This is a genomic window from Propionispora sp. 2/2-37, from assembly GCF_001298735.1.
In the GTDB taxonomy this organism is placed as follows: domain Bacteria; phylum Bacillota; class Negativicutes; order Propionisporales; family Propionisporaceae; genus Propionispora.
Window position 1 is genome coordinate 1 of sequence record NZ_CYSP01000004.1, and the last position, 13,439, is coordinate 13,439.

At 44.3% G+C, this 13,439-nt stretch carries 14 protein-coding genes and 3 tRNA genes; 1 reads left to right on the forward strand and 16 read right to left on the reverse strand.

Features of this window, described 5'->3' with window-relative positions:
* Window positions 1-94 precede the first annotated feature (94 nt).
* The 3 genes from P22_RS04820 to P22_RS04830 form a co-directional block, all read right to left on the reverse strand.
* Window positions 95-170, reverse strand: a tRNA-Val gene (locus P22_RS04820).
* A gap of 100 nt (window positions 171-270) precedes the next feature.
* Window positions 271-345 (reverse strand) — tRNA-Glu (locus tag P22_RS04825).
* A gap of 6 nt (window positions 346-351) precedes the next feature.
* A tRNA-Asn gene (locus tag P22_RS04830) sits at window positions 352-427 on the reverse strand.
* A 175-nt stretch (window positions 428-602) separates the two neighbouring features.
* On the opposite strand from P22_RS04830, the gene P22_RS04835 reads away from it, so the two are divergent.
* Window positions 603-1,715 carry an aminopeptidase gene (locus tag P22_RS04835; protein WP_054259101.1) on the forward strand — a complete coding sequence of 371 codons (1,113 nt, stop codon included), beginning with the start codon at window positions 603-605 and terminating at the stop codon, window positions 1,713-1,715.
* Window positions 1,716-1,764: 49 nt separating this feature from the next.
* On the opposite strand, the gene speE is transcribed toward P22_RS04835, so the two are convergent.
* The 13 genes from speE to P22_RS04900 form a co-directional block, all read right to left on the reverse strand.
* On the reverse strand, window positions 1,765-2,595 hold the full coding sequence (gene speE / locus P22_RS04840) for a polyamine aminopropyltransferase (RefSeq protein WP_054259102.1): 831 nt from the start codon (window positions 2,593-2,595) through the stop codon (window positions 1,765-1,767).
* 120 nt (window positions 2,596-2,715) lie between these two features.
* Window positions 2,716-2,949, reverse strand: a complete 234-nt coding sequence (locus tag P22_RS04845) for a hypothetical protein (protein WP_054259103.1) — start codon at window positions 2,947-2,949, stop codon at window positions 2,716-2,718.
* Window positions 2,950-3,054: 105 nt separating this feature from the next.
* Window positions 3,055-3,297, reverse strand: a complete 243-nt coding sequence (locus P22_RS04850) for a hypothetical protein (protein WP_054259104.1) — start codon at window positions 3,295-3,297, stop codon at window positions 3,055-3,057.
* 73 nt (window positions 3,298-3,370) lie between these two features.
* Complete coding sequence (locus P22_RS04855) at window positions 3,371-4,081, reverse strand: metallophosphoesterase (protein ID WP_072169777.1); 711 nt, start codon at window positions 4,079-4,081, stop codon at window positions 3,371-3,373.
* Window positions 4,078-4,293, reverse strand: coding sequence for a hypothetical protein (locus tag P22_RS04860; protein ID WP_054259105.1), 216 nt, complete (start codon window positions 4,291-4,293; stop codon window positions 4,078-4,080). Before P22_RS04860 ends, P22_RS04855 begins: the two co-directional genes overlap by 4 nt.
* A gap of 67 nt (window positions 4,294-4,360) precedes the next feature.
* Entirely contained in the window at window positions 4,361-4,858 is a 498-nt protein-coding gene (ilvN, locus tag P22_RS04865; protein WP_054259106.1) for an acetolactate synthase small subunit, read from the reverse strand.
* Entirely contained in the window at window positions 4,855-6,558 is a 1,704-nt protein-coding gene (gene ilvB / locus P22_RS04870) for a biosynthetic-type acetolactate synthase large subunit (protein WP_054259107.1), read from the reverse strand. The genes ilvN and ilvB overlap by 4 nt, the downstream gene beginning before the upstream one ends.
* Window positions 6,559-6,642: 84 nt before the next feature.
* A complete protein-coding gene (locus P22_RS04875; RefSeq protein ID WP_054259108.1) occupies window positions 6,643-7,212 on the reverse strand; it encodes a beta-class carbonic anhydrase in 570 nt (189 codons plus the stop codon).
* 37 nt (window positions 7,213-7,249) lie between these two features.
* Window positions 7,250-8,029, reverse strand: a complete 780-nt coding sequence (locus P22_RS04880; RefSeq protein ID WP_054259109.1) for a DUF4931 domain-containing protein — start codon at window positions 8,027-8,029, stop codon at window positions 7,250-7,252.
* A gap of 271 nt (window positions 8,030-8,300) precedes the next feature.
* A complete protein-coding gene (gene mglC / locus P22_RS04885; RefSeq protein WP_054259110.1) occupies window positions 8,301-9,314 on the reverse strand; it encodes a galactose/methyl galactoside ABC transporter permease MglC in 1,014 nt (337 codons plus the stop codon).
* 20 nt (window positions 9,315-9,334) lie between these two features.
* Window positions 9,335-10,852 (reverse strand): sugar ABC transporter ATP-binding protein, encoded by a 1,518-nt coding sequence (locus P22_RS04890; protein WP_054259111.1) that lies wholly within the window; start codon window positions 10,850-10,852, stop codon window positions 9,335-9,337.
* Between the two features lie 122 nt (window positions 10,853-10,974).
* Window positions 10,975-11,997, reverse strand: coding sequence for a galactose ABC transporter substrate-binding protein (locus P22_RS04895; RefSeq protein ID WP_054259112.1), 1,023 nt, complete (start codon window positions 11,995-11,997; stop codon window positions 10,975-10,977).
* 515 nt (window positions 11,998-12,512) lie between these two features.
* On the reverse strand, window positions 12,513-13,397 hold the full coding sequence (locus P22_RS04900; RefSeq protein ID WP_235814557.1) for a Cof-type HAD-IIB family hydrolase: 885 nt from the start codon (window positions 13,395-13,397) through the stop codon (window positions 12,513-12,515).
* Window positions 13,398-13,439: the final 42 nt, after the last annotated feature.

Consider the following 13,439-nt stretch of genomic DNA (forward strand, 5'->3'; position numbering starts at 1 on the left):
CAAGGTCACTTTGACCTTGTTTTTTTATTTTCCTGTTTCGGTACGGTAAGCAGAAATATCCGGTTCACAAAGAACCGGATATCTAAAAACAAATTGGTGGGCGATGACAGGATCGAACTGCCGACATCCTGCTTGTAAGGCAGGCGCTCTCCCAGCTGAGCTAATCGCCCAATTAACAGAGGATTAGGAGGTTCTTTACTTCGCTCAGAACTAAGCGATTCACTCAGTTTTTCGCGTCGCTTCACTCCTAAAAACCTGGTTCTCTAATTATGGTGACCCGTGGGGGAATCGAACCCCCGATACCGCCGTGAAAGGGCGGTGTCTTAACCGCTTGACCAACGGGCCACGATTTGGCTCCTCGAGTAGGACTCGAACCTACGACCGATCGGTTAACAGCCGATTGCTCTACCAACTGAGCTATCGAGGAAGGACATTTAGTATTATGCCATAATCGTATAAAAAAAGCAATAGCTAAATTTTTTTATGTATTCTTTACATTATTTTTTATAAAATAACTTAAACAGGATAATGAACAGCTACAGCCAATTTAATATACTGAGAAGCTTTAGAAAGAATTCCCAAGCAATACAGGAGGCGTTACCATGGATCCTAGAATTCAAACGTTAGCCAGAAATCTCATTGGCTATTCAACCAATGTCAAGCCCGGAGAAAAAGTACTGATTGAAGTGTTCGACCAGGCTTTGCCCTTAGCTAAAGCCCTGGTTGATGAAGTTTACCGGGCCGGAGGCCTGCCATTTGTCACCTTAAAGAACAACCGTCTTCAAAGATCGCTGCTCCGGCAGGCAACAACGGAACAACTTACTCTTATCAGCCAGTGGGAGTCGGAACGCATGCGCCAGATGGACGCCTATATCGGTGTCCGGGCCAGCGACAATGTCAGCGAGCTGTCCGACGTTCCTCCGGAGCAAATGAGCAAATATCAACAGCATTGGGTCGGCCCTGTTCATATGGATATCCGTGTGCCGCACACCAAATGGTGTGTCCTGCGCTATCCCAATGCAGCCATGGCGCAATTGGCCAATAATAGTACCGAAGCTTTCGAAGACTTTTATTTCAACGTCTGCAACCTTGACTACCGGAAAATGGCGGATGCCATGACTCCGCTGGTCGATTTATTGCAAAAAACGGATGAGGTAAAAATCACCGGTCCCCAGACTAATCTGGTCTTCTCTATTAAAGATATTCCGGCCGTAAAATGTTCAGGGCTGCGCAACATTCCTGATGGTGAAGTCTATACCGCCCCCGTCAGATCTTCCGTAAACGGCTGTCTCACCTATAATGCACCGGCTGTTTATCAAGGAGTGACTTATGAAAACATCCGCTTGGAATTTAGCAAAGGCAAAATCGTAAAAGCAACTGCCAACCATACGGAAACCCTCAATAAAATTCTGGATACCGACGAAGGTGCCCGCTACATCGGTGAATTTGCCCTGGGAGTCAACCCTTATATTACCACTCCCATGAAAGACACCTTATTTGATGAAAAAATCCGCGGCAGTTTCCACTTTACCCCGGGAAATGCTTACACAGTCGCCAACAACGGCAATCAATCAACCATCCACTGGGATTTGGTTTGTATTCAAACGCCGGAATACGGAGGCGGGGAAATTTATTTTGACGGACGGCTGATCCGCAAAGACGGACATTTTGTACTGCCGGAATTATCCGGTCTGAATCCGGAAAACCTGATTTAAAATGGCACGATAAGAAATGGGCTTGCCTGGCGGCAAGCCCATTTCTTATTTATATAAGCAAATCCTGTATGAAATTCGGCAGCATGAAAGAACTTTTGTGAATTTGCTGGTTATAGTACCGCGTGGCAAAGGGTGGCACCGGAGTATCAACCTGTATGGGGCTATATTTTTTCGACCCCATGGTAAAGCAGTGCAGCCCGCCCGGATATAAAGGAATAGGTGCCAAATATACATTGGTTATGGGAAACAGTCTGCGGATGTCTTTCGCCAAACGTTTAAGCAGGGCTTGATGGTAAAAAGGCGACTCCGTCTGCTGTACAAAAAGTCCATCTTCTTTTAGCGCCTGATAAACATCCTGATAAAATTCCGGTGTGAAAAGTCCCTCTCCCGGCCCTATGGGGTCGGAGCAATCGACAATAATGACATCATACTTATTGTTAGCCTGTTTCATGTGCCGGATACCATCACCAATCGTTAGCTGCACTTTCGGATTATTCCCGTTCAGTTCAACACTAATTTCGGGCAGGTGTTTTTTGCAAACCTCGACTACCATGCCGTCAATTTCGACCATTTCCGCCTGCTTAACGGACGTGTGTTTGACCACTTCCCGCAAGGTGCCGCCATCCCCTCCGCCAATAATTAAAATTTGCTGTGGTGTAGGATGGGTAAAGAGTGGCACATGGGCGATCATTTCATGATAAATAAATTCATCAAAGACCGATGTTTGAAATACGCCGTCCAGCACCAGCATGCGGCCGAATTCCTGTGAATCAACTACCGCAATATCCTGATATTCGGATTTACCCATAAACAGCGTTTCCTTTACGCGGCAAGTCAAGCCTACATTCTTGGTTTGCCATTCAGTAAACCATAATTCCATGGTTTTTCCTCCCTTGCTACCAGTATAATTTGCTATTAGTTTGGTCTATGCACTATAAGGATTTTACCATAATTTTCATGAATAGAGAAGCTCCCTTTCCGCTGCGTACAGGCAGGACTTTTATTTCTCTCCGTTCCGGTCGGGAAGACAGCCCCGCGGACTGTTCCAGATGGAATTTATGGCATAGGTCGCATTTAACTGAGTCATCAGCCAGGCATACAGCTCCAACAGCTGATCCAGATCGAAATCAGCATATTGAAAAGCATTCAGCACCCATGCAACAAACCATATCAAAACAAACACTAAGGTATATATAGATATACAATCTTCCAGGCAAAAGATTTGCTTCCACATAATATCCCTCTCCCGTTGCCAGTTTATACTACTTCATTATATTCACTACCTGAAAAAGCGTCTCTTTTAGCGTATAAAACCGAAAAAAGAGACGCTTTTTTCTATTTATTCCTCGTAGTCGTAGGTAGATACCACCGGATTTGTTACAACAGTCTGAGAGGTTTTAGATTGGATATCAAGCTCAAGCAGCGCAATGATTGTCGTGGCAATCTGGTTTATGGCAACCGTATTTTGGGTTTTGGCAGCTTCCTGTTCCAATAACCCCATTAAAATATCCAGTGTTTCGCAGGCGGCTTTAAGGCGCATCAACTGATACTCCGCCTGTAAGTCCGTCTCACATCCATCCATACAGACCACCTCCATTGATAATATATATGGACGGCGGTAATTCAGATATGTCTATATTTGAGGCAATCGATTGTTAAGGTACTTCAATCTCCATAATTTTTTTCACCCTAAAGTCCAAAGCATCACAGGAAACCAAATGGCATTCAATTCCTGTCCATAATCCGGCAGGCGCCTGCGAAATAGCTTTACCATGCAAATGGCCAAAAATATAATGCAAAATATGATACGTTTCGCCTAAACGACTAATCCATTCGCAGCTTTCTCCCTGATAAAACATCGGATAATGCGTCATTAATATCATGCGGGAAAAACCATCCTGCCTGGCTGCCGCTAAAGAAGCCAGAATGCGTCCTTTTTCCCGTTGGAAGATTTTTTCGTCCTGCAGGGTAAAATATTCATCCTCCGGATTCAGCCAGCCTCTGCTGCCGCAAACAGCCACATCACCGACCGCCACATAGGAATTATGAATGAAGGAAATTGATTCCGGGACACAGCGCTGCATCTTAGCCTGTGACAGCCACCAATAGTCATGATTTCCCTTGATTATAATCTTCCGCCCGGGTAATGCAGCGATAACCTGCAGATCTTCCAGCGCTTCATCAAAATGAAGAGCCCACGATATATCGCCGGGCAGTAAGACCGTATCCTGCTCTGTTACAGTACGACACCAGGATGACTTTATCTTATCCCAGTGATTAAGCCAATGTTCCCCGAAAATATGCATGGGCTTACGGGGAGGAAACCCGGATAAATGCAAATCGGCAATGGCATAAATGGCAGTCACGACACCTCCACATCCCTAAGACGAATTAAAAAGGTTTCCACTCTGCCGGACGGCCCCTCTACTTCAAAGTCGTTCATCCATTTCTGCCCCTGTCTAACCACGCTGTCAACCAGGGTTGCAACAACCCCGCACTCATCTGCCAGGCGGCAAACCCGTTCTGCGTCCACCGTAGTACAAACTCTTTCTGATGTCATTATCTTCTTTACAATCATACTCTATACCCCGATTCTACTGATTGGGAAAATTCCGCTGCCAGCCACAAAAGTAACCGGAAGCTTCCTACATTTCTTTTGCGGCTATGGGGCCACGCGAAAGCGCAATTTTACCGGTCCGGACAATTTCAATAATACCGAAATCAGCCAGTACCTCACATAATGCATCAATTTTACTTTCTTCCCCCGTAAGCTCGATAACCATCGTTTCCCGGTTGACATCCACAATCTTAGCCCGGAAGATCTCTACAATATCAACAATACCGGAGCGTGTGGACTTACTGGCCTTTACCTTAATTAAAGCCAGTTCCCGGTGAATGGAATCCACCGAGGTAAGGTTAACAATTTTTATTACATCAATCAATTTGGAAAGCTGGTTGACCACCTGCTCCAATTCAATTTCATCATCGACCTCCACACTGATGGTAATGCGGGTAATATCCTCTTCCTCCGTTGGCCCGGCCGTGATATTCTCAATATTATAGGCCCTCCGGCTGATCAGTCCGGCAATATGCGTCAATACTCCAGGTTTATTTTCCGTTAATACGGCTAACGTATATTTCATTTTCCTGTGCAGCCTCCTTCGAGAATCATCTGATTTAACCGTCCCCCGGCGGGAACCATGGGCAACACGTCTTCCTCTTCCGGTAATCGCACTTCAACCAAAACCGGTCCCGGTATGGCGAATGCTTCTCTAAGCATCGGCTCCAAATCCTGCGGCCTGCTGATACGCATTCCGGTAACACCCATTGCCTCAGCCAATTTAACAAAATCCGTTTTCCCCTTCAGGCTGGTATAGGAATACCGCCCACCGTAAAACATACGTTGCCACTGCGAAACCATACCCAGCACTTGATTATTCATAACGATAATTTTGACCGGCAATTCATTATCCGCAGCCGTCACCATTTCCTGACAGTTCATCATGATTCCGCCATCACCGGTAAACAGAATCACCATTTGATCCCGCAAACCGACCTGAGCGCCGACAGCAGCCGGCAGACCATACCCCATCGTACCCAACCCACCTGAAGTTAAGAACGACCTGGAATGAGAAAAATCATAAAACTGTGCCGTCCACATTTGATGTTGCCCTACATCGGTAACAATCACCGCACTCCCCTGGGTCAGCTCACTTACCTTTTCAATCACCGCTTGCGGCATAATCACATCATCGCGGCGGTCATAGGTTAGCGGTTTTTCCTGTTTCCAGGTTGCCAGCTGCTTACACCAGGGTTGAAGCTGTTCCTTCCACTTCCTGAGATCCACTGCACGGATTTTTTCGCATAAAAGCGGCAAAGACCAGCGTAAATCTCCTGCCACTCTAAAATCAGCCCGGATATTTTTATTAATTTCAGCTGGATCGATATCAAAATGTATGATTTTGGCTCCCGCTGCAAAATCCGGTACCGAACCGGTCACCCGGTCATCAAACCGGACGCCGATTCCCAGCAAAACGTCACATTCGGTTACGGCCATATTCGAAGCATAGGTGCCGTGCATGCCAAGCATACCTAAATAAAGTGATTCGCCGGATACACAGCCCAACCCCATAAGGCTGGCGGTCACCGGAATGCCGGTTAATTGCTGCAAACAGGCAAGTTCCTGGCAGGCTCCGGAAATGTTGATTCCGCCGCCGACAAAAATCAAGGGTTTTTCCGCTTTAAGCAACTCCTCGACAACAGCATCGACTTCTTGCGGATTACCATCAGCAACAGGGTGATAGCCCCGCAGCTTTACCTCTTTCGGATACTCAAAATCCAACTCCGCATTAAACACATCTTTCGAAATATCAACAACCACCGGTCCTGGCCGCCCAGTTTTGGCAATATAAAAAGCTTCTTTTAACACCCGGGGCAGCTCCTCTACCTTTTTGACTAAATAATTATGCTTAGACACAGGGGTAGTAATGCCCCGGATATCGGCCTCCTGAAAAGAATCCTTACCAATTAACGAGACGCCCACCTGCCCGGTAATCGCTACCAAAGGCACAGAATCCATATAGGCGGTGGCAATGCCGGTTACCAGATTGGTTGCCCCCGGCCCCGAAGTAGCAATGCACACCCCAACTTTGCCGGTAGCACGGGCATACCCGTCGGCAGCATGTACCGCCCCCTGTTCGTGCCTGGCTAAAATATGAGGAAAATTGAGTTTATATAAAGCATCATATAACGTTAAGACAGCCCCTCCCGGATAGCCGAATACAACGTCTACCGCTTCGGCTTCCAAACATTTGATTATCGCTTCTGCTCCCCGCATTTTCATTGACCTGCTTCCTCCTCGCCATCTCTAACTAAATCTTTTACTATATCTCTTCCGATTCCGTAATGAGCCTGCCCCGGATGTTTGTCAAAAATTCCGGTACCCATTCACAATAATATCCAACTCGCCGGTATGGGGATTAAACAATAAGCCATGAACCGGAACATCCTTAGGAATCAATGGATTAGTAGAAATCCTTTTTACCACATCCCTGACATTGTCCTCCGGATGCTGAAAATGATCCACCCAATCTTCCAGTTCCTTTTCAATCATCTGTATGGCTTCCCCCGCAATCCCCCGGGCCAGCATTTTTTCCACCAGCCTGCGGGAATTCGTTTGCGACATACCGCAATCTTTGTGCCCAATAACAATAATTTCATTCACACCCAGTTCAAAAATGCCGACAACCAAGCTGCGAATAGTCGCTTCAAATGGTCCGGTAACGGAATTACCGGCATTTTTGATGACTTTCACTTCCCCGCGTTTAATTCCCATAGCCGGTTCTAGAAAATCAACCAGCCTCGTATCCATACAGGTAAAAATCGCAAGCTGTCGCTGCGGCAGCTTGCTGATTTCCGTGGAACATCGGATGTATTCTGCCGGCAAGTCCTTAACAAATTTTTGATTAGCAGCCAATATCTGTTCTAAATTATTCATGCTTCCTCATCCCATCATAATATAAATGGAAAAACTGTTACTCATCGTGTTGAACAAAATATTTTGTCCGTATATCGGCGATCACTTCCGTTATCTGACTGGATACCTGTGGAATCGCATAGCCTAGAAACAGAGGCGATGTAACAAATCTGGGAACAATTTTAACAATAATTTCTTGATCAACTTCATAAAAGAACAAATTATAACTGTTAATGCTTTTATGAAAATCATTTAGAAGATACCGCACCACCAGTTGAAGGTAATCTGCCATAATAGTTATATACTCTATGCTTTTCATTCGTATGTTAAACTCAACAAAGCCGACTTTAGGCCGGTCTGAAATATTTAATTCCACACCAGGACACTGATCAACAATTTGTCCATTCAGGCTTTCCCGCGTAATATGCTCTTTGTAATCAATATGGGTCAGCCCCACAATTTGCATATGGGGGTGACGAATCGTCCCACCCGAATAAGGTCCATGGTTTTTATAAAAAATCACGGATTTAAACCGTTTGTCCCGTGACATTTCCAACCATTTTTCTACCCCGAAACGAAGCAATTTATGCAAGTGCTCCCTGGGGTAAAGCGACAGTTCGGAATTACAATCATAGGTCTCAATTAAAACGGTTTGAAAAGAATCCCGCAATACAGGATATTTATTTTTCAACAGCAAGATCGGCCCGTCTTCAACAAGTATACCTTCCAGTTGCTCCCGACGGCAAAACGGGCATTCGCCATGATTGTCAATAACGGTAACCGGTTTACAATTGCCAATAGCAGAATCAAACACCAAATGCGTTGCATTGATATCCATATTAGCCCTCTCCTATAGTTAAAGAATAGCCTACCTAAAACGTCCCGGGAAATTCAAATCACTTCCATGATATGAGTAAATAACTTTTATTATAGACCATGCATAAAAAAAAATAAAGGCGGCTAATAGTCGAACAGTATATTATTATCGTAATATTCCACTATCTTTTCTAAAATCCTGTACTGGAGAAAAAAGAAGACAAAAAAACCATGTAGTGAAAACTACACGGTTTCTTATTACTCAGAGCTATCCTAAGCGGACAATCAGCAGCTTATCGTTTGGAAATATATTTCCGAATATCTACTGCGACGGCAGCAACAATGATCGTACCTTTGACAATTAACTGCCAATATGGACTAATGCCGACAAAAGTCAAACCATAGTTAATAACCGTAAGGATTAATACGCCGACTAAAATTCCCGGCACGGTTCCGATACCACCGGCAGTGGAAACTCCGCCGATTACGCAGGCGGCAATCGCATCGAGTTCATACATATTCCCGTAGTTATTGGTAGCGCCGCCTGTTCTGGCAGCCTCCAGTACACCGGCAAAACCAAAAAGTCCGCCAGCAATCGCATAAATAACCAATAAATTCCATTTTACATTGATACCTGATACAATGGCCGCATTCACATTACCGCCAATGGCATACATATTTTTTCCCAGCTTGGTTTTATTATATATAACCCAAACGATACAAGCCACGATGATGGCAATCAAAACGATATACGGAAGAGAATACGGCCCAGTGCCGATAGCGCCGGATCCCAGATTCGTAAAATCAGCCCGCAAGCCGCCAATTGGCTGAGATTCATTCGGTTTCATATCAAAATATAGCGAATTGGCACCGTAAACGGCAACATAAGTGCCTAACGTTGCAATGAACGGCGGTACACTCAACCGCGAGACAACAAATCCATTAATCAAGCCCACCACCAGCGCAGCAGCCACCGCAAGTACAATGGGGAGAATTAACGGCAAGTGAGGCAAATTGGGGAAAAAGAGCCGTGAATAGTCCGGGCTTTGCAGCATAGATGCCGATAATACGGCAGCCAAGCCAACGACACGGCCTGCAGATAAATCAACTCCGCCGGTAATCAATATAAAACCCATGCCTAATGCAATAATAATACGCGTTGCCGACTGTAAAAGTACATCACGTAATGTGCTGATTGATAAAAAGTTGGTGTTATACACTGCAATAGCCACTATCAAGGCAAGCAGAACAAAATAAATTGCATACTGCGTTAAAAAATTCTTTGCTTTATTGCTGTCAAAATGCATTAGATAAAACCTCCCCTTGTTTACGCCATATACAGTGTCGCATGACGCATAATCTCCTCTTCTGTCGCATTGCTACGGTCAAGGATACCAGTCAGCCGCCCTTCACACATTACCATAATTCGATCAGACATTCCAAGTAATTCAGGCATTTCCGAAGAAATCATGATAATGCTTTTCCCCTGCTTGGCAAGTTCGGCAATAATTGTATATATCTCGAATTTAGCGCCAACATCAATACCGCGTGTCGGCTCATCCAAAAGCAAAATTTCCGGTTCGGTAAGCAGCCAGCGGCCAACCAATACCTTTTGCTGGTTGCCCCCCGACAAATTTTTGATCAGTTCCTTTTCCGAAGGAGTCTTGACGCGGATTTTTTTTATGCTTTCCAAAGTATCTTGACGCATTTTTTTCTCATTCAGAAGAAGAAACGGCGTCTGATAATGATCAAGATTGGCAATTGCGGTATTCTCTATTATAGGCAGAACAGGGAATATGCCGGTAACCCGCCGTTCTTCGGTTAATAATGCCATCTTATGCTTTTTGGCATCCGCTGGAGATTTTATCTTTACCTCTTTCCCGTTGATGTAAAAATTGCCGGATATGATGGATCTAAGCCCAAAAATGGCTTCAATTAGTTCGGTGCGTTGTGCACCTACCAAACCGCCAATGCCCAAAACTTCCCCTTTGCGTAATTCGAATGATACATTTTTAAAAGAGCGCGGATTAGTCGATGTCAGATTCTCAACTTTTAACACCACATCGCCCGGCTCATGATCGCGGTCAGGAAAACGCTGCGAAAGATCACGGCCTACCATTTTCGATATAATCATATCGGTAGTCATGTCTTGCGCCGGCCAGGTTCCGATGTACTTACCATCTCGCATGATCGTCACATCATCCGATATTTGAAGAATCTCCTCCATTTTATGGGATATATAAATAATAGAAACGCCTCGTTTCCGCAAATCCCGAATAATGCGGAATAAGTGTTCCACCTCATTACCGGTCAAGGAGGATGTCGGTTCATCCATAACAATCAACTTCGACTTAAAAGATACGGCCTTCGCAATTTCGATGGACTGAATTTTTGAAACGGACAGGGTCTTTACCAAAACTTCGGGATCTAAATCAATATCCAGATCCTTAAAAAGATGAGCTGTATCCTCAAACATTTTCTTATGATCGACAAACTGAAACGGTCCCAGTCCTTTCATAGGGAAGCGTCCTAACCACACGTTTTCCATAACACTGCGCTGCGGTACGGGATGCAGTTCCTGATGAATCATGGATATACCATAGTTCAGTGCATCTTTGGAATTTTTGATCTCCAGTTTTTCACCATTTAAAATGATTTCTCCTGCGTCGGGATAGTAGATCCCGAATAAACATTTCATGAGCGTTGATTTTCCTGCACCGTTTTCTCCCATTAATGCATGCACAGTACCGGGACGCACTTTTAGAGTTACATCATCAAGCGCCTTTACGCCGGGAAATTCTTTGGAGATATGATTCATTTCAAGTAAATATTGAGTTTCCGTCATGATATCCGCCTCTCTTTCCCCAAAGACTTTAAAACGCAGAGGCAAGGAACAACGCAGCGTACATTGATCCTTGCCTCTTCATTGAGACTTGTAAAGACTAGTGACCTAGTAAGATAGCAAGGCTATTTGGCCTCGTTCATATTCTCCTTGGTGATTTTCTTGTAGTCAATCCAGATATACTTGCCATCGGTAATGTCATACCCTACATTTTCTTTGCTGGGAGTCTGCCCCAAAGCCAAGACGGTAGACAGGTTGACGGTTGCTTTTCCCTGGTTAACCGCATCATTCAATACCGTACCATACAGAGTACCTTCCTCCAGAGCTTTCAATGCCGGAGCGGTGGCATCAACACCGACTACAGGTATATATTTGCCGTCTTTAAAATAACCTTTGGCCTTTAATGCTTCGATGGCACCCAGGGCCATATCATCATTATTGGCCAGTACGCAATCAATATTATCGTTAGCAGCCAGGAAAGCGGCCATCTTTTCCTGTCCTTTTACACGGTCCCACATAGCGGTATCTTCAGCCACTTTCTCCAGTTTCAGGCCGGCATCTTCCATAGCCTTAATGGCAAATTTAGTGCGCAGTTCGGCATCCTGGTGTCCAGGTTCGCCTTTCAGCATAACGTAACGCACAACACCGTCTTTAGTAGGATGGGCTTTAAAGTAATCCACCAGAAGTTGTCCTTCCATAATACCCGACTGTTCGGCTTTAGCACCTACATAGTATACTTTATCCCACTTTTTCATATCTTCAGTAAGAGGTTCACGATTGAGGAATACTATTGGAATATTTGCATTTTTGGCTTTATCAATTAATACGCCGGCAGCATTGCGGTCAACCGGATTAATCGCCAATGCTTTCACTTTTTTATTGATAAATAGGTCAACCTTGTCATTTTGTGTCGGCTGAGAGTTTTGGCTGTCAACGATATCAAGCTGTGCCTTACCTTCTGCTGCTTTGGACATAGCGCTGCGTACACCCGACATAAACGTATCATCGAACTTGTAAATCGCTACACCAATAGCTGGTTTGTCCCCGGCACCCTGCTTGGTTTCCGCCTGCTGTCCTGATGAGCATCCGGCAAGCAGCGCCCCCGCCAGCAGCGTTGATAAAATAAGCCCTTTCCAATTCCTTTTCACTAATAACCCTCCTATACATAATTTGTGTAGAATATTGCAAATATAAAGCAGGTAAAGCAAAAGCAACCGCCGCTGCCCCCAAGCCAACCAATTGCTTCCTGCCTTATATTACTGCCAAAGCCGCAATAAAATATAAACTTTTTCAACTGGCAACTACAAAACAATGCACAAAATTAAAGGTCACTTTATTAAACACTTTATTAAATCAAATTTCTACCACCTATCAAAAAGCAAGATTAAAAAGCCCAGCACTCCTCCTTGTAATAATATATGTGAACTTCTTTAACAATAAGCCATATTTTTCGTCTAGAAATAAAATAAATATTTTCACTTTTTAAAATGTTTATATAAGTATAATTAGTCGTAAATTTCAAAAATCCTCTTTTGATTTTAGTTTTTTAGTATAATTTTTTATTTTCTGCTAATTTTTAAACTTCTTGCTTTTGCACGGACTAAAAACAACCCGCACACTGCTCACATTTTGCGGCAGTATGCGGGATTATGTCATTCCTATTTTAAACGCTGTACGAGGTGGGTTTCCATCCTTTCAGCATTCTCTCCACAATATAGGCAACACCATGATGATCGTTGCTGAGTGAAACGTGCCGGCAGACTTTTTTTACACCCTCCTTTGCGTTGCCGATAGCTATCCCAAGGCCGACTCTTTCCAGCATGGAAATATCATTGTAATGATCACCGATTGCCATAATATCCTGCAATGGAATGTGAAGCCTGTTGGCCAGGTATTCAACCGCATTGCCTTTTGAAGCTGAACTGTGAATCATTTCAAAGAGTTCATCGGCAGCCACCGTCATCGTGACTCCGGGATATTGTTTAAAATATTCCCGTCCCACTGCCAAACGTTTCTTATTATAAGTCATCGCCGCGATATTTCCGAAAAAGTAATTTTTATAAGCAACCTCGCGCATATTATCAACAAATACAATGCCCTCCATCGATAAAAGCCAGTCAATGGAACGCTTTCTTTCCGCCAAAATTTCCTGCGGATTTTCAGCCTGTGCCTGTTCAAAATCCTGCAGCAGGATTTCTCTGGCTCGTTTAGGCATAAAGGTATATTCGTCCGTGCAAAGATCATAGAAATAGGAATTTTCCTCCAGCCAATCAACCGCATGATGCACATCCTCAGGTTCAAGTGCAACCGTTTTGATCAATTGACCCTCTTTGGTGTAAATAAAAGAACCATGATTGGAAATAATATGCGGTTTTAACCCGTACCGTTGACACAAGGCGAAAGCGTTTTTATAAGTCCGGCCTGTGGCAATGGCAATTTCTATTCCCCTCTGCTGTGCTGCCAGCAAAGCTTCCACATTTTTATCGCTTATTTCATTTTTGGAGTTGAGAAGTGTCCCATCCATATCGGATACAATAAGTTTCATCATCTATTCCACCTAACTTTCCAAACTAGTATATTACCGCGCTTT

Excerpts from the sequence above, each read along its gene's own strand:
- P22_RS04850 (WP_054259104.1), bottom strand. The coding sequence starts at position 3,297 with ATGGATGGATGTGAGACGGACTTACAGGCGGAGTATCAGTTGATGCGC.
- P22_RS04835 (WP_054259101.1), top strand. The coding sequence starts at position 603 with ATGGATCCTAGAATTCAAACGTTAGCCAGAAATCTCATTGGCTATTCA.
- ilvB (WP_054259107.1), bottom strand. The coding sequence starts at position 6,558 with ATGAAAATGCGGGGAGCAGAAGCGATAATCAAATGTTTGGAAGCCGAA.
- ilvN (WP_054259106.1), bottom strand. The coding sequence starts at position 4,858 with ATGAAATATACGTTAGCCGTATTAACGGAAAATAAACCTGGAGTATTG.
- speE (WP_054259102.1), bottom strand. The coding sequence starts at position 2,595 with ATGGAATTATGGTTTACTGAATGGCAAACCAAGAATGTAGGCTTGACT.
- P22_RS04875 (WP_054259108.1), bottom strand. The coding sequence starts at position 7,212 with ATGAATAATTTAGAACAGATATTGGCTGCTAATCAAAAATTTGTTAAG.
- P22_RS04890 (WP_054259111.1), bottom strand. The coding sequence starts at position 10,852 with ATGACGGAAACTCAATATTTACTTGAAATGAATCATATCTCCAAAGAA.
- P22_RS04845 (WP_054259103.1), bottom strand. The coding sequence starts at position 2,949 with ATGTGGAAGCAAATCTTTTGCCTGGAAGATTGTATATCTATATATACC.
- P22_RS04880 (WP_054259109.1), bottom strand. The coding sequence starts at position 8,029 with ATGGATATCAATGCAACGCATTTGGTGTTTGATTCTGCTATTGGCAAT.
- P22_RS04860 (WP_054259105.1), bottom strand. The coding sequence starts at position 4,293 with ATGATTGTAAAGAAGATAATGACATCAGAAAGAGTTTGTACTACGGTG.
- mglC (WP_054259110.1), bottom strand. The coding sequence starts at position 9,314 with ATGCATTTTGACAGCAATAAAGCAAAGAATTTTTTAACGCAGTATGCA.
- P22_RS04900 (WP_235814557.1), bottom strand. The coding sequence starts at position 13,397 with ATGATGAAACTTATTGTATCCGATATGGATGGGACACTTCTCAACTCC.